General features: G+C 69.8%; 14 protein-coding genes. 6 read left to right on the forward strand and 8 right to left on the reverse strand.

All coding sequences use genetic code 11. The annotated features are described in order from the left end of the window. Nucleotides 1-142 precede the first annotated feature (142 nt). The gene (locus B378_RS0104040; protein WP_017342540.1) at nucleotides 143-2,209 is read left to right on the forward strand and encodes an AAA family ATPase; all 2,067 of its coding nucleotides are present in this window, start codon (nucleotides 143-145) and stop codon (nucleotides 2,207-2,209) included. 19 nt (nucleotides 2,210-2,228) lie between these two features. Here B378_RS0104040 and B378_RS0104045 read toward each other — a convergent pair whose 3' ends face one another. Together B378_RS0104045 and B378_RS0104050 are read right to left on the reverse strand one after the other, a co-directional pair. Beyond that, complete coding sequence (locus B378_RS0104045; protein WP_017342541.1) at nucleotides 2,229-2,447, reverse strand: hypothetical protein; 219 nt, start codon at nucleotides 2,445-2,447, stop codon at nucleotides 2,229-2,231. Between the two features lie 63 nt (nucleotides 2,448-2,510). Continuing rightward, nucleotides 2,511-3,290, reverse strand: coding sequence for a bacteriorhodopsin (locus B378_RS0104050; RefSeq protein WP_082224238.1), 780 nt, complete (start codon nucleotides 3,288-3,290; stop codon nucleotides 2,511-2,513). Nucleotides 3,291-3,468: 178 nt separating this feature from the next. On the opposite strand from B378_RS0104050, the gene B378_RS0104055 reads away from it, so the two are divergent. The 3 genes from B378_RS0104055 (at nucleotide 3,469) to B378_RS0104065 (ending at nucleotide 6,464) form a co-directional block, all read left to right on the forward strand. Next, nucleotides 3,469-3,849: a SlyX family protein gene (locus B378_RS0104055; RefSeq protein ID WP_017342543.1), complete on the forward strand. Its 381-nt coding sequence runs from the start codon at nucleotides 3,469-3,471 to the stop codon at nucleotides 3,847-3,849. A 719-nt stretch (nucleotides 3,850-4,568) separates the two neighbouring features. Continuing rightward, nucleotides 4,569-5,621: a Brp/Blh family beta-carotene 15,15'-dioxygenase gene (locus B378_RS0104060; RefSeq protein ID WP_017342544.1), complete on the forward strand. Its 1,053-nt coding sequence runs from the start codon at nucleotides 4,569-4,571 to the stop codon at nucleotides 5,619-5,621. Nucleotides 5,622-5,723: 102 nt separating this feature from the next. Continuing rightward, nucleotides 5,724-6,464, forward strand: a complete 741-nt coding sequence (locus B378_RS0104065; protein WP_007346080.1) for a protein sorting system archaetidylserine synthase — start codon at nucleotides 5,724-5,726, stop codon at nucleotides 6,462-6,464. A gap of 100 nt (nucleotides 6,465-6,564) precedes the next feature. Here B378_RS0104065 and psmB read toward each other — a convergent pair whose 3' ends face one another. Beyond that, nucleotides 6,565-7,296, reverse strand: a complete 732-nt coding sequence (gene psmB / locus B378_RS0104070; RefSeq protein ID WP_017342545.1) for an archaeal proteasome endopeptidase complex subunit beta — start codon at nucleotides 7,294-7,296, stop codon at nucleotides 6,565-6,567. 221 nt (nucleotides 7,297-7,517) lie between these two features. Next, entirely contained in the window at nucleotides 7,518-7,694 is a 177-nt protein-coding gene (locus tag B378_RS17010) for a hypothetical protein (RefSeq protein ID WP_017342546.1), read from the reverse strand. A 334-nt stretch (nucleotides 7,695-8,028) separates the two neighbouring features. Between B378_RS17010 and B378_RS0104080 the strand changes: the two genes are divergently transcribed. Then, complete coding sequence (locus tag B378_RS0104080; protein ID WP_017342547.1) at nucleotides 8,029-8,709, forward strand: uracil-DNA glycosylase family protein; 681 nt, start codon at nucleotides 8,029-8,031, stop codon at nucleotides 8,707-8,709. Nucleotides 8,710-8,967: 258 nt separating this feature from the next. Here the strand turns inward: B378_RS0104080 and B378_RS0104085 are convergent, their stop codons facing one another. The 4 genes from B378_RS0104085 to B378_RS0104100 form a co-directional block, all read right to left on the reverse strand. Further along, complete coding sequence (locus B378_RS0104085) at nucleotides 8,968-10,221, reverse strand: asparagine synthase C-terminal domain-containing protein (protein ID WP_044965585.1); 1,254 nt, start codon at nucleotides 10,219-10,221, stop codon at nucleotides 8,968-8,970. An 8-nt stretch (nucleotides 10,222-10,229) separates the two neighbouring features. Continuing rightward, nucleotides 10,230-10,913 (reverse strand): PHP domain-containing protein, encoded by a 684-nt coding sequence (locus B378_RS0104090; protein ID WP_017342549.1) that lies wholly within the window; start codon nucleotides 10,911-10,913, stop codon nucleotides 10,230-10,232. A gap of 1,163 nt (nucleotides 10,914-12,076) precedes the next feature. Then, a complete protein-coding gene (locus B378_RS0104095) occupies nucleotides 12,077-12,343 on the reverse strand; it encodes a hypothetical protein (RefSeq protein WP_017342550.1) in 267 nt (88 codons plus the stop codon). Then, nucleotides 12,340-13,905: a Na+/H+ antiporter NhaC family protein gene (locus tag B378_RS0104100; RefSeq protein ID WP_017342551.1), complete on the reverse strand. Its 1,566-nt coding sequence runs from the start codon at nucleotides 13,903-13,905 to the stop codon at nucleotides 12,340-12,342. Before B378_RS0104100 ends, B378_RS0104095 begins: the two co-directional genes overlap by 4 nt. A gap of 392 nt (nucleotides 13,906-14,297) precedes the next feature. On the opposite strand from B378_RS0104100, the gene B378_RS0104105 reads away from it, so the two are divergent. Beyond that, a complete protein-coding gene (locus B378_RS0104105; protein WP_026046173.1) occupies nucleotides 14,298-14,765 on the forward strand; it encodes a 30S ribosomal protein S15 in 468 nt (155 codons plus the stop codon). Nucleotides 14,766-14,789 lie beyond the last annotated feature (24 nt).

Consider the following 14,789-nt stretch of genomic DNA (forward strand, 5'->3'; position numbering starts at 1 on the left):
CGCCCGACCGGCCGACCGCGGGGGCCGTCGGGGCGCGACTGTCCAGTTAGGCCCGGGTACTTTGAGGTCGCTTGGCGTGAGATAGACGCATGGTGTCGACTATCACCGCCGAGGAGCCGTCCCGCGAGCGGGCCCACGAAACATGAGCGTGCGCGTCCCCGTCCGGGAGCCCCCCACGTCGGTTCCCGGCGACCGCGTGGGGCTCCCCGAGGCCGTCCTCGCCGACCTCGGGATCGGCCTCGGCGATTCGGTGACCGTCGAAGGCGCGCGTCGCGTCGCCGCCCCGGTCGTCGCGGTCGACGGCGAGGCGCGAGCCGTCTTCCTCCCCGAGCGGCTCCGCCGGACGGCCGGGGTCGAACCGGGCGAGGCCGCCACCGTGGCGGCGTCGGACCTCCCGGTCGCCTCGTCGGTCACGCTGCGGCTCCGCCAGTCGGTCGACTTGGAGCGGAGCGAGGACGCGATCCGCCGCCGGCTCGATCGGCGCGCGGTCGCCGTCGGCGACGAGGTCGAGGTCACGCGCCTCGGCGGCGCGCTCACGCTCCGGTTCGACGTGCGGGACGTGGCCCCCTCCTCGCCGGCGGTCGTCGGCGACGAGACCGAGATCACCGTCGCGGCCGACGACGGGACGCGGGCGGTCGAGGCCGAGCGCCCCGGCGGGACCGGCGCCGGCGACGGCTTCGTCCCGACGGCGACGTTCGAGCGCCTCCGCGACGCGGTCGCGACCCGGTTCGACGCGGCCGAGACGTTCGAGTCCGCGGGGTCCGCGACGTTGGGGCTGCTCCTCCACGGCCCGCGCGGGTCGGGGAAGACGACGCTCGTCGAGGCCGTCGCGGCCGCGACCGACGCGGCGCTCGTCCGGGCCTCCGCGGCGCGGCTCCGAGGCGAGCGGGCGAGCGACCGATCGGACCGGCTCGACCGCGTCGTCGAGGCCGTCTCGGGGGGCGAGCCGACCGTGGTCCTCCTCGACGACCTCGAGGCGCTCGGAGCCGACGACGGCGGCTCCGCGCTGGCGGACCGCTTCCGGTCGACCGTCGACGAGCTCCGCGCCGGGGACCGGACGGTCGTGATCGGTGCGACGACCGACCCGAGCGAGGTACCGTCGGCGCTGCGCCGCGGCGGCCGGTTCGACCGCGAAATCGAGGTCGAGCCCCTGACGACCGCGGAACGCGCGGCCGCGCTCGAAGCCCTCTGTGAGGGCGCGTCCCTCGCGATGGACGTCGACTTCGAGTCGGTCGCCGCGCGGCTCAACGGCTACGTGTTCGCCGACCTCGCGGTCCTCGCGGACGCGGCGTTGGAGCGGGCGGTCCGCCGCGACGGCCGGACCGCGATCCGGATGGCCGACTTCGAGGCCGCGCTCGACGAGGTCGAGCCCACCGGCCTCCGTGAGGTCACCGTCGAGTTCCCCGCGGTCGGCTGGGACGAGGTCGGCGGGCTCGACGACGCCAAGCGGGAGCTGGTGCGCGCGGTGTACTGGCCCTTAGAGTACGCCGACCGCTTCGCGGAGATGGGGATCGACCCGCCCTCCGGCGTGCTGCTGTACGGGCCGCCGGGGACCGGGAAGACGCTGCTCGCGCGCGCCGCGGCGACGCTCAGCGACGCGAACTTCATCCCGGTGAACGGGCCTGAGCTGCTCGACAAGTACGTCGGCGAGTCGGAGAAGGCCGTCCGCGACCTGTTCGCCACGGCGCGCGAGAACGCGCCGGCGGTGATCTTCTTCGACGAGGTCGACGCCATCTCGCCGCGGCGCAGCGGCGACGACACGGGCGCCGGCGAGCGCGTGGTGTCGCAGCTGCTGACAGAACTCGACGGGTTAGAGCCGCTCACCGACGTCGCCGTCATCGCGGCGACGAACCGCCCGGACGCCATCGACGAGGCGCTGCTCCGGCCGGGCCGGATCGAGAAGGCGGTCGAGACGCCGCTTCCCGACCGCGAGGCGCGCCGCGAGATCCTGGCGATCCACGCCCGGGAGATGCCGGTCGCGTCCAGCGTCGACCTCAACTCGGTCGCCGACCGAACCGCCGGGTACAGCGGCGGCGACCTTGCGGCGCTGGTCCGGGAGGCCGGGCTGCTCGCGATCGAGGACGCGATCGTCGACGACGGGTCGCCCGCCGAGACGACGGTCGGGCGCGACCACTTCGAGCGCGCGCTCGCCGAGACGTCGCCGTCGACCGACGACGGGCGCGCCGAGGTCGAGTCGGCGGAGGAGTGAGCGGCGATCGCGGTCGGGGCTACTCCTCGTGGAGGTTTAAGACGAAGTAGACGACGCCGCCCATGGCGAGCAGCTCCAGCGCCACCATCGTCCAGAACCGCACGTTGACCCCGTCCACCGGCTCCGAGAGCGACGGGATCAGGAAGATCCCGACGAGGGCGACGGTGATACAGACGGCGATGCCGGCGACGGACCGCGTACGCAGCTCTGGCGGCTGTTCGGTCGTAGTGTTGGTCATTGAAAATGAAGGTGAAGGTCGGTTTCGCCGCGCTGTTCTACCGCGTCCGGGTTCGCTAACCGCTTAGTCCGCGGCCTGGGCGTCGGCGCCCGCGGAGGGCTCCGGCGCCTCGGTGTCGCCGAGGATGGCGCGGCTGCGGAGCAGGATGAAGCCGAAGCCGACCTTGGCCGTCACGTCGAGAACCATGAACAGCAGGGTCTCGATGCCGAGGCCGACGACGCCGGCTCCCTCAGTGCCGATGATCCACAGGATCGGGTACGCCGTCCAGAGGACGAGCACCAGCGCGGTCAGCGTGTTGAACGTGCTCGCGACCTCTGGGCCGCGCTCCTTCGCGGCGGCGCGAAGGCTCGTGGCGAGGAAGTACAGCACGACGATCATCGCGATCGTGCTGAACAGCCACCACGTGTACCGCGCGAGCGGTGTGTGCGAGAGCGCGCCGATGAGGCCGGTGACGATCATCAGCGCGTCGACGCCGACGAGCGTCCCGATGGTCACGCGGTCGACCTTCGCGAGGAGCGCGAGGTCGAGCAGCAGCAGCGGCGTGGTGAACAGCCAGTCCGCGTACCGGGCGTAGTAGATGTCGAGCACTTCACCGCCGACGAGCTCGACCTCGGTCAGCCCGATGCCGAAGAACATCGACAGGTACGCCGCCGATGCGATCCCCGGCACGAGGATCGTGATCGCGTAGTACTCACGGGCCTCCTTGTCGGTGACCCCCCATCCTTTGACGATGAAGTAGAAGGTCCCGATGAGCATCATTAGTGTGCCTATACCTAACCAAAGCGTCTCGGGACGACCGTCCCCGAGCAGGTCGTATCCCGCCTGTAGCGCTATCGGGTCCATACCCACCTCATGATACAGTATATATTCTATTCAGATCGATGCCAACCCAGTCAGGTATCGGCGTCCGCGGGCGGTCGACCGACGGGGTTCCTCGGGGGCCGCTGCCCGCGTCGCGTCGCCCGTCGAGGGATACGTTGTCGGCCCGAAAGTAATCAACCTGGGGCCCCAGTATTGCTGTATGGCCGACGACGACACCGAAGCCGAGGCGGAGTCGACGACAGAAACCACCGCGGAGCGAGAGGCCGAAACGGAGGCGGCCGACGACGTCACCATCGACGTCGAGGCGATCGACGAGTACGAACAGCGCATCGAGGAGCTGTCGACCGCGGTCGAGGAGCGCGACGAGACCATCGAGGAGCTCCGGTCGGTCGTCGAGGAGCAGTCCGAACAGATCGACAAGCTGGAGAACCAGTTCCTCGACCTGTCCGCGCGCGTGGCCGACGGCCGCAACCTCGGCGTCTGTCCCGAGTGTAACGGGCCGACCGAGAAGAAGGAGCGGCTGTTCCGGTCAGACACGATCGAGTGCACGCGCTGCGGCGAAGTGATCCACACGTACTGAGCCCGTTCCGACCCCCTCGCTCTCCACCCAGCGCGTCGCCGAACAGAAACACGGCTCCGTCGAACCCTCACAGGTGACGCGTTCTGAGCTGGCGCTGGTCAGTACAGGGGTAGCGACGAGCGATTTCGGGAGTACGTGTAGTACGTCGCTCAGTGTGATTGCGTGGTTGTTTATAAGCTGGACCGCGGTGTTGCTGTCGGCTATTTATAAGTGACCGACGCTGCGGCGGTGAACGTCCCCAAAGCCCCAGCCGCGAGGCCGACGTACGCTCGCTGCGCGCTTCAGTCGCTCACTTCGTTCGCTCCTTCCAGTGCTTGCGTCGCCTACGTCGGCCTCGCGGCTGCCCCTTTGAGTCCCGCCCCGCCCAGCACGGCAACCGCACCTCACGCCTCCCCAACCTCGCCGCTCACGCCCTGCGGGCGTTCGCGGCGTCCCTCGCGGACTGGCTCGCGGCCTCCGGTTCGCTCCGGCCGCTCGCAGGCGCGCCACCGCCTGCCATTTATAAGCGCTCATCGCTGTCGCTCACGGCTATTTAAATACCGTTTCGTCGCCATCGATCTGCGATACCCACTCCCGCAACCGATCGAGAAGCACTCTTCAGCGACCGACCGTTTCCGACGAAATTCATCTGAAAAGTGGGGGTTCCGACAGAGCCGAGAATATAAAAGACCGAATAATGGCGACGAGGCCCTAACCCCGTAACGCCCCTACTGACACCCATGTCGACGTCGACGGCGAGTCCGGTGCGGCGGCTCCTCGGTGAACCGGAACGGACGGCCATCGGTGCGTCCCGCGCGGCGTTGCTCCTGCTCGCGGTCGGGTTCGGGGCGCTCTCCGCGGCCGGCACCGACCTGTCGCTTCGGACCCAGATGATCGCGTACCTCGTCGGGATGGTCGCGCTGAACCTCCCGCACGGGGGGTACGAACACTTCTCGAACCTCCGCCGGCGGGGGCTCCCGTTCGGCGCGCGGTACGTGGCGCTGTACCTCGGCTTCGTCGCGTCGTTCGTGGCGCTGTTCGTCGTCGCGCCGCTGCCCGCGCTCGCGCTCGCGTTCGGGACGGCCGTCGCCAAGGGCGGACACGGTGACCTGCGCGTGATGGACGCCTTAGTCGGTACGGACCATCTCCCGACCAAGCCCCAGCGCGGCCTCGCCGCGCTGGTCCGCGGCGGGGCCGTGATGATCGTTCCCGCCGTCTTCTGGACGGAGACCTACTACAGCTTCACCGGCATCATGCTGGGCGTCTTCGACGGGCAGTTGGCCGGGCCGGCCGCGTCGAACCCCGAGGGGGTCACGACGGCGCTCGGCGCGGCGTTCGGGCTCGGCGTGCTCGCGCACCTCGGTGGTGGCCTCGCGACGAGCCTCCGCTCGACCGGCGGCGTGAGCCGGTCGTGGCTTCTCGACGCCGCGGAGACGCTGCTGCTCGTCGCGTACTTCGCCTTGGTGCCCGTGGTCGTCGCCATCGGGCTGTACTTCCCGCTGTGGTACTCGCTGCGGCAGTCGGCGCGGAGCATGGTCGTCGAGCAGGAGCAGCCCGACCGAACGGAGGGGGTCTCGCTCGTCGTCGCGTGGGGCGTCCTCGTCGTCGGCGCCTTAGTCACGGCGACCGTCGCGGCCGCCCTGTGGACCGTCGCGCCGAACCCGCTGGCCGGGGGGTCGCTGCTCTCCGGCGCCGTCGCCTTCTACACCATCTTCGTCTGCGTCATCGCGATGCCGCACGTCGTCGTCGGGGAGTGGCTCGACTTCGGACGCGGCATCTGGTACGTGCCCTGACGGCGGCCGGTCGCGTCGGCGACACCGCGCTCGCGACGCGAACCGCCCGCCCGCGTCGACGAGATAACAAGCCCTAAAACCCGTCTCGTCGACCGATACGGTATGCCTCTGCGGTTCGCTCGGCGGCTCGGGCTCGCGGACGCGGTGACCGTGGCCAACGCCGCCGTCGGCTTCCTCGCCGTCGTCGCCGCCACGGTCGACGTCGCGCTCGCGGCCCGCCTCGTGCTCCTCGCGGCGGTCGCCGACGGGCTCGACGGCGTCGTCGCCCGCCACCGCGGGTCGACGCCGGCCGGGCCGTACCTCGACTCGCTGGCCGACGTCGCCTCCTTCGGCGTGGCGCCCGCCTTCCTCGTGGCCGCCGTGGTCCGCGACGGGCGCTCGTTCGCGACGGACCCCGTCCTCGTCGGCGCCGGCGTCGGCGCGGGCGCGCTGTTCGTCGCCGCCGCGGTCGCCCGGCTCGGCCTCTACACGGTCGACGAGGACGGCGCCCGCGAGACGGTGGGCGTCCCGACCACGCTGGCGGCGACGGTACTCGCGGCCGCCGTCATCGCGGGCTACACCGCTCCCCTCCTCCTCGTCGGAGCGACCACCGCGTTCGCGCTGCTCATGGGCTCGACGGTCACGTACCCCGACCTCCACGCGCAGGACGCGCTCGTGATGGGCGTCGTGCAGGCCGCCGTGATCCTCACGCCCGCCGGCCACATGGCGACCGGCGCGCTCCCCGCGTGGATCGGTGAGGGGTTCGCGTTCGCGCTGCTGTTCCTCTCGTGCGGCTACCTCCTGCTCGGCCCGCGCTTCTACTGGGGCGACGGGATCCGCGCGCCGCCGGGCTTACGGCGGTGAGTTCGGGACAGCCGGTCGACGTGGCCGCCGGTAGGGAGTGAAACGCCGTCGAAAATCGCAGCGAAAAGGGTTGCCTGACTCGCCTCGTCGGCGGGCCGCCTTACAGCAGGTCGTCGAACTCCTTGTACCGGGTGATCTCGACGCCGTCGTCGGTGACGACCGCGACGTTGATCCCGTTGCCGGACGCGAGGTCGCGCTCGACGGCGGACTGGATCGCCTTCGCGGCGATGGTCTTCGCCTCGTCGATGGTGACCTCGTCGTCGTACTCCTGCTCTAAGACACCGAGCGCGTACTGCGACCCGGAGCCCGTGACGGTGTACTCCTCCTCGGTCGTGCCGCCGAGGGCGTCGATGGAGTAGATGTGCGCGCCCTCGTCGTCGACGCCGCCCAGGATCGGCTGGACGACGAAGAACGCGCCGGAGCGGAGGAGGTTGCCGGTTAGCGTCGACAGCGCCTCCATCGACATGTCCTTGCCGCGGCGGGCCTCGTAGAGGCTCGTCTCGGCGCGGAGCGTCGAGATGAGGTTCTGGGCGGCCGAGACGGAGCCGGCGATGGTGAGGGCGCCGCGCGGGTGGATCTCCTCGACCTTCTGGACGTCCTTCGAGGAGACCATGCCGCCGAGGGAGGCGCGCATGTCGGTCGCCATCACGACGCCGTCGTCGGCCTTGATGCCGACGGTCGTGGTCCCGGTCTTCATCTCGCCGTCCTCCTCCGCCTTGGCGGCGCGGCGCTCGCTGTGTTCGAACTCGCCGAGCTCCGGTCCGAAGACGGGCTGGTCGCGGCCTAAGTCGGCGGCCGGCCCATCGGAGAGGTCGCCAGTCGGTGTTCGCATTACACGCTCGTTGGCTCGGCGCGCTGATAAAGGCAACCCTTCGGGGGCCGCCGACCGGTTCCGACGGGCCTATCCGTCGCCGGGTTGCGACCGGTCGACGGCGACCGGACGGGCGCGCTCGAGACGGGGTGACGGGACGCCCGCACGATCGACGGCGCTGTCGCTCTGGGTCGGTTCGGCGTTCGGTCGGCTGGGCAAAACGAGCTACTGCGGGCGCGTGATCACTCCTCGGCGGCGGTCTCGAACGCCTCGGTGGTGGTCTCGACGAGTCGGCCGACGGGGACGTTGATACCGAGGCGCTGGCGCGCGAAGACGGCCACCGGGAACAGCGAGATCCCGGCGGCGACGGTCGCTTGGTGCAGCCCGAAGAGGGCCGCGGTTCGGATGCGGTCGAACATTGGACTTCTGCCCGAGCCGAACGCGGGGATATATAAATATCTTCCGTGCCTGTCCCCGAGAGTGACCCGACGCAGTCTTGCGGTTTCCGGTCATAAATTAACGATCCTGAAACTTCTCCCGTCCCGCGCCGATCGACGCGTATCCCAGCCCGGTTTGACCCCGTTTATCTCCATAACTTATGAGAATTCACGGCGGTTCGTGCGCCTCGCATCGGCGCTTCGCGTCGGCTCTGTCCCGCCGGCTCCGACCGCGTGTGGGTCGCACCGCGTCGGACCGAGCGAGAGCCGCGCCGGACCGAACGCGATATAACCGAGCGAACGCCTAACCGGTCGCGTGAAGAACGTCACGGACCGAACCCGGAATCCCTTCGGGATGCGCCCCGACTGCCCCTCGTTCGTCCCCGGCTACGGCGACGCCAACGCCGACTTCCACGTCGTCGGCGACTACCCCGGCGTCCACGGCGGGAGCGCGGCGGGCGTCCCCTTCACCGGAGAGGCGTGGTCGCCCGCGTTCCTGTCGGCGCTCGAAGCGGCCGGATTGATCGCGGGGCTCGCCGAGGGTGTCGCCCCCGACGGCGTCGCGCGCGAGGGCGACCCGACCGCGGTCGACCCCGTCTCGACCGACCGGACGTTCCTCTCGTACCTCCACATGTGCGAGAGCGAGGGGACCCCGGACGACGACGACTACGACGACATGGAGCGCTTCTTCGACGCCGAGGTCCGCGCCATCGCGGCCCACGTGCTGCTCCCGGTCGGCGCGCGGGCGACCGAACACGTCTTGGAGACCTACACCGCGCGGGCCTGGAAGACCGAGATCGACATGGACGCGCTCCATGGCGAGGAGCTGCTCGGCGCCGGCTGGCTCGTCGTCCCGATCAAAGATCCCGCCGACTGGTCGGACGGCGACGCCGACCGGCTCGTCGACTCGCTCGGGGAGCTTCGCTCGACCGACTTCCGACGCGAGAGCGACCTCGGGCGGTTCATCGCCGGCAGCGACCCGTACCTGGTCCGCTGACGCAGCGACCGCCGCCGAGTCCGCGAACCGGTCGGTTTTCGCCCGGATAATCGTTAACTTCCCCCAGCAAAGCGAGTCTCTGATACGGACATCTGGCAGTAATCGGTCTTATTCGCGGACGATCGTTTTCTTCCCGGCCGCGACAGAGTCATATTTGTCGCTACTGCCCGGATTTTATAGCCGTCCTGTCGACGTTTCAGTAGACGCCCGTTCGAACGGGCGTCGGCCGCAGGACTGGTACTCCGCGCGGCGACTTGGTCAGCTCCGGCCCTCACCGGCCGGTTTTTCATCGCTACACAGCGCCTCGACGTACTTCCCGACGTGGTCGTCCATCCGCCGCTTGTAGCCAGCCCGCCGCGCGAGCCGGTCGAGCTCGCGGGAGACGTACGTGCCGTACTGGACGGCCTTCTTGTCCGCGGCATGGACCGACTCCGGCACGCGCCCGGCCGCGACCCGGCGGAGGGCGACCTTCCGCTCGTCCCCGTCGACCAGCAGGTCGTCGGGGAGCGCCAGCGCGGCGGCGACGACCCGGTCGTCGAGCAGCGGCGTTACGGGCTCGACGCCGGCGGCGCGGAGCGCGAGGACGTCCCGCTCTAACTGGTCGGGTAGCGTGCGGACGGTCTCCGTCCGCGCCCCGCGGACGGTGTCGGCGTCGACGCGCGGGTCCTCGGCGGGGTCGACGACCTTGCTGTAGCCGCCGAACAGCTCGTCGGCGCCTTGGCCGATCGCGAGCCGGCCGAACCCGTCAGCCGCGGCCGCCTCGGCCGTCAGGTACAGCGGCACCGCGATGGCGACGTCCATCGGGTTCCGGCGACCGGTCGCGGCCGCGACTGCGCGGACGGCGCGCCGGAGGTCCTCGTGCGTGATCTCGACGACCCGCAGGTCGCGCTCCATGGCGCTCGCGGCGTCGCGCGCGGCCGCGACGTCGTGGCTCCCCTCGAAGCCGGCGACGTAGCAGGGGGCCTCGGGGACGGCGGCCGCGACGAGCCCGGAGTCGACGCCGCCCGAGAAGGCGACCGCGAGGCCGCCGTCGGAGGGCTCGTCGTCGACGGCGTCCACGGGCCGGGAAGTAGCGGCGAGGTCGTCGAGTGCCGCGCTCACCGCGTCGTCGACCGCCGACAGCGCGACCTCTCGGTCCGTTGTCGGCTCGGTGTCGGGGAGCCGCCAGACGCGTTCGGTCCCGCTTGCCGAGACGACGCTCCCGGCCGGGACCGGTTCCGGATCGTCGAGCGCGCCGCGGTCGAAGCTCCACGCGTCCGGGGCGGTCGGGTCCGACGGTGACTCGGGATCGAGCGCTTCCCGCTCGACGAACAGCGGCTGTCGGCCCAGGACGTCGCGGACGAGGACAGGCCCTTCGCGGCTCGGCGGGTCGTGGCCGGGAGAGTCGCGGTCCGGCGGGTCGGCCAGCAGGCCGGCGAAGCCGAGTCCGCCCGGGAGCGGGTCGCCGTCACGGAGGGCGACGCGGACGCGGTCCGCGGAGGCGCCGCGCAGTTCGGTAGGTTGCGGGGTCATCGTCGCGGTCACCGGAGGGCGTCGAGCGCGCGGAGCGCGCGGCGCTTGGCCCCGCCGCCGAACTGCCTGAGCGAGACCCGCCACGGGGTGCGCTTGCCGACGACGCTCGTCCGGCCGTCTGCGATGCCGTCGAGGATGGCGGCGGCGGAGCGCTCGTCGGCGCCCACCTCGGTCACCGCCTGCCCGACCATCTCGGAGATGTGGGCGTCGCTGCCGGCGGTCATCGGGAGGCCGTTGCGGACGGCGAACTTCTCGGCCTGTCGGTTCGAGCGTCCGGTGAACAGCCGGGAGTTGTACACCTCGAGGGCGTCGGCGCTCGCCAGCTGCTCGTCGCTGATGTGCGCGGCGACGCCGTGGCGGGACTTCTGGAAGGGGTGGGGGACGACCGCGATCCCGCCCTGATCGCGGATCCGATCGAGCGTCTCGTCGAAGGGGAGGCCGCTCTCGACGCGCTCCTCGATGCCGAACGCGAGGACGTGGCCGACCGCCGAGGTCACCTCCATGCCGACGATGCCGACGAGGCCGTAGTCGGGGGCCTTCTCGGCCGCCTCGATGCTGGCGTCGATCTCGTCGTGGTCGGTGACGGCGAGCGCGTCGAGCCCGACCGCGGCCGCCTGCTCCAAGAGGAGCTCGACCGGGTCGCGCCCGTCGTACGACAGCGCGGAGTGCGCGTGGAGCTCGACCGATAGCACACCCGACGGTTCGACCGTAGTCATAAAAAGCGCCCCGGTCTGCGCCGCTCTCCGCCGATTCGCGGCGGCTGAACCCCGCTCCGGCGATATGATATTTAAAAGAACGCGGTGGCGCGTGCCTGCGAGCGGCCGCCATCGGCGGCCGCGAGGAGCACGCGCGAGGGAGTCAGTCGCCGGAGCGAAGCGGAGGCGACTGACGAGGCTGGGGAGGTGAGAGGTGCTGTGCGGAGCGGTGCGGGGTGGGACTCAAAGGGGCAGCCGCGAGGGCGAAGCACGGCGACGTAAGCACTGTAGGGAGCGAACGAAGTGAGCGACCGAAGCGCGCAGCGAGCCGCGCGAGTCCTCGCGGCTGGGGCTTTGGCGGTGTTCGCCACAGATCCAGAATCAACTATTTATAAACGAGCGGCTGGGGCTTTGGCGGTGTCCGCCGTCGATCCGAAGTCAACCATTTATGCCAAATCGGTTGGCACGTTGGTGGTGTTCACCGCTGATCCGCCATCATCCATTTATAAGGCTTTGTTGATATACTCAGAGACTGATAGTTTCACACCCTCAATCGCTCAGTACAGACGTAGCGACGAGCGATTTCGGGAGTAGGTGTAGTACATTGTGAGCGAGGTTATTTATAAACCAGAGCGCGGTGTTGCTGTCGGCTGTTTATAAATGGTCGACGCTACTGCGGCGAGTGCCTCCAAAGCCCCAGCCGTCGAGGCGGGCGGACGCTCGCTGTGCTCCTCGTCACTCGCGTTGCTCGTTCCTGCGGTGCTTACTTCGCCTCCGCCCGCCTCGACGGCTGCCCCTTTGAGTCCCACCCCGCACCGCTCAGCACCGCACCTCACGCCTCCCCAGCCTCGCGGTTCGCGCTCTCCGAGCGCTCACCGCGTCCCTCGCGGGCTGGCTCGCGGCCTCCGCTTCGCTCCGGCCGCTCGCAGGCGCGCCACCGCACTCTTTTTATAAACGGGCGTCGGCGCCGCTGGCGACTATTTAAATATCGAATCGCTGCTACCGATCTGCGGAACTCACTCCCGAAACCGACCAAGAAGCACTCTTCAGCGAGCGGCTGTTCCAGACGATAATGTGTCTGAAGAATAGGGTTTCAACAGAGCTATTTATAGGCAAACAGTCGGATCAACGACCCCTGAAAAATACATCTCGGTTACCGATTAGAACGCGCTCTCGCCCACCGTCTTCCGGTAGGTCGCCCGGCCGGTGTGCGCCGAGTCGTCCCACGACTCCACGTCGACGATGATCCGAGTGTTGATCGCGTCCGCCGGCGCGTCCTCGATCCGCAGCGTCGAGTCGCCGATGCGGGCGACGTGGCCGCCGTTCTCCTCGCCGGTCACCATCACTTCGAGGACGTCGCCGGCCGCGTAGTCCGGCGTCGACCCGCGGAACGACCAGCCGGCGAGGAACTTGTCGAAGACGCTCATGCCCGCGACACCTCCTCGGAGACGCGGTCGGGAATGTACTCCCGCCCGAAGCCGGTGATCGCGGCGAGGACGAAGATCGCCACGAGGAACCAGCCGTGGAACACGTACGGCACGACCTCGATCGGGTTGACGACCATCTCGGGGCCGTACTCGGCGCCGAGGCCGTCGGGGCCGACCATCACCTGGTACCCCACGAGCACGCCGCCGGCCCACGGGAAGATGTAGCCGAGCGCGGAGGTGTTGGCGTCTAAGATGTTCGCGCGCCGGTAGCCGTTGATGTTGAACTTCTCGCCGATGCGGGCGACGTACGGGGCGATCGCGATCTCCGCGGCGGTGTTGATCGTGATCATCCCGTTGATCGTCGCGGTGCCGAGGACCATCGTCAGCTCCGCCCGGCGGACCGTCGTCGCGACGCGGTCGAGGAGGAACGTCTGGATCGCCTCGAAGCCGCCGCCGCGGATCATGATCTGCGCCATCGCGACGATCAGGAGCGTGAGGACGATGAGCGGGAAGAACCCGACTGCGCCGGAGTAGAGGCTCCCGCCGACGCCCGCGGTCTCACCGACCTCGACGACCGGCAGCCCGGAGAGCGAGCCGGCCTCGGTGACGGTGAAGGCGACGATGTCGCTCGCGCTCGACAACCCGAACAGGAGGTTGAAGGCGATCGCCACGAGCAGCCCCCACGAGATCGCCTCGACGATGTGGCGCCCGGCGACCGCGGTGACGATGACGATCCCCATCGAAAGCAGGTGGACCAAGCCGAGGGCGTTCGCGGACTCGCGCAGCGCGACGGCGCCCTCAAGCTCCACGCCGGACATGACGGAGCCGGCGATCAGGTAGGCGGCGAACGCCGGGACCGCCGCCCCGATCGCGTACTTGAACCGCGAGGCGACGACGCCGCCGATGTCAGCGTCCTGCGTCACCGCGCTCACGATCGTCGTGTCGCTGACGGGCGCGAGGTTGTCGCCGAAGACGGCGCCCGAGAGGATCGCGGCGAACAGCAGCACGGGGTTCGCGCCGATGAGGACCCCGGCCGGGAAAAAGAGGGTGACGAACGCGACGGTCGCGCCGTAGCCCGTCCCGATGCCGGTCGCGAGGAGGCCGCAGAGGACGAACGCGGCCGCCGGGAACGTCGCGGCGCCGACGTTCAGGGCGTCGGCCGCGAAGATGAGCCCCTCGACGAAGCCGCCGACCTGGAGCGTCTGGGCGAACATCCCGGCCCACAGCCACGCGACGATGGCGGTCGCGGCCACGCGCTGGGTCATCCCCTCGAAGATCGTGTCGGCGTACCTCTTCCAGTCCCCGCGGACGAGGAACATGCCGAGTGTCGTCCCGATCAGCGCGCCGACGACGAGCCCGTTGGTGTCGCCGATGCCGAGGACGCCGCTCTGGAAGATCGCCCAGCCGATGAAGAAGGCGAGCGGGACCGTGCTCGCCCACTTCCCGCCGCGGAACTCGATCCGCGGGCCGTCGCTGTTCTGCTCGCCGACGCCGAACTCGCTTCCCTCGGGCGGTTCCCCGCCGTCGGTCGCCGGCGGAGTCCCGTCTCTGGTTTCGGTCATCTATCGGTCACACCGCTCCGAACATCGACTACTCACCTAAATCCTCCCTTCCGCGGAGAACTCGCGCGGAACAAAACCGCCGGCGGCGGGGAGCGAACCGGCGGACGGCGAGAGCGCTGGAACGCGCCCGCCACTCCGCCCCACAAGAACACGCTTAAGAACCCGGACGGCGACTCCGCAGACGGGAACAGCACAGCTGCAGATCCGACTCGCCGGGGCCCTTTCGCCCGCGGCTTGGGAATGTAGCAGTGCGCCGACGCCTCCGGCGTCGCGGTCGGGCGGGCCGCTCGCGCGGCCCGTCCGGTCGGATCGCTCGCTTCGCGAGGGATTCGTAGCCGCGCCGCGCGGAGTCGCGGTCACGTTGCGGTTGTGCCGTTCCAACCAGACAGACAATGGCACGAATGCACACGCGCCGTCGCGGTTCGTCCGGTTCGGACAAGCCGGCGACGGACGAGACCCCGGAGTGGAGCGACGTCGACGCCGAGGACATCGAGTCCCGCGTCGTCGAACTGGCGGAGCAGGGCCACGACCCCAGCGTCATCGGCCTCAAGCTGCGCGACGAGGGCGTCAAGGGCGTCCCGGTCCCCGACGTGAAGCTGGCGACCGGCAAGAAGGTCACCGAGATCCTCGAGGAGCACGACGCCGACGCGGACATCCCCGAGGACCTCCGCAACCTCATGTCGCAGGCGATCCGCCTGCGCGAGCACATGGAGGAGAACGGGCAGGACCACCAGAACAAGCGCGCGCTCCAGAACACGGAGTCGAAGATCCGCCGCCTCGCGAACTACTACCGCGGCGACGAGATCGACGAGGAGTTCACGTACACCTACGAGAACGCCGTCGAGTACCTCGAGGAGTAAGCGCCCCGACGCGGCGACAGCGGC

It is taken from the genome of Halorubrum sp. T3, assembly GCF_000296615.1.
GTDB lineage: Archaea > Halobacteriota > Halobacteria > Halobacteriales > Haloferacaceae > Halorubrum > Halorubrum ruber.

Excerpts from the sequence above, each read along its gene's own strand:
- B378_RS0104040 (WP_017342540.1), top strand. The coding sequence starts at position 143 with ATGAGCGTGCGCGTCCCCGTCCGGGAGCCCCCCACGTCGGTTCCCGGC.
- B378_RS0104045 (WP_017342541.1), bottom strand. The coding sequence starts at position 2,447 with ATGACCAACACTACGACCGAACAGCCGCCAGAGCTGCGTACGCGGTCC.
- B378_RS0104050 (WP_082224238.1), bottom strand. The coding sequence starts at position 3,290 with ATGGACCCGATAGCGCTACAGGCGGGATACGACCTGCTCGGGGACGGT.
- B378_RS0104055 (WP_017342543.1), top strand. The coding sequence starts at position 3,469 with ATGGCCGACGACGACACCGAAGCCGAGGCGGAGTCGACGACAGAAACC.
- B378_RS0104060 (WP_017342544.1), top strand. The coding sequence starts at position 4,569 with ATGTCGACGTCGACGGCGAGTCCGGTGCGGCGGCTCCTCGGTGAACCG.
- B378_RS0104065 (WP_007346080.1), top strand. The coding sequence starts at position 5,724 with ATGCCTCTGCGGTTCGCTCGGCGGCTCGGGCTCGCGGACGCGGTGACC.
- psmB (WP_017342545.1), bottom strand. The coding sequence starts at position 7,296 with ATGCGAACACCGACTGGCGACCTCTCCGATGGGCCGGCCGCCGACTTA.
- B378_RS17010 (WP_017342546.1), bottom strand. The coding sequence starts at position 7,694 with ATGTTCGACCGCATCCGAACCGCGGCCCTCTTCGGGCTGCACCAAGCG.
- B378_RS0104085 (WP_044965585.1), bottom strand. The coding sequence starts at position 10,221 with ATGACCCCGCAACCTACCGAACTGCGCGGCGCCTCCGCGGACCGCGTC.
- B378_RS0104095 (WP_017342550.1), bottom strand. The coding sequence starts at position 12,343 with ATGAGCGTCTTCGACAAGTTCCTCGCCGGCTGGTCGTTCCGCGGGTCG.
- B378_RS0104100 (WP_017342551.1), bottom strand. The coding sequence starts at position 13,905 with ATGACCGAAACCAGAGACGGGACTCCGCCGGCGACCGACGGCGGGGAA.
- B378_RS0104105 (WP_026046173.1), top strand. The coding sequence starts at position 14,298 with ATGGCACGAATGCACACGCGCCGTCGCGGTTCGTCCGGTTCGGACAAG.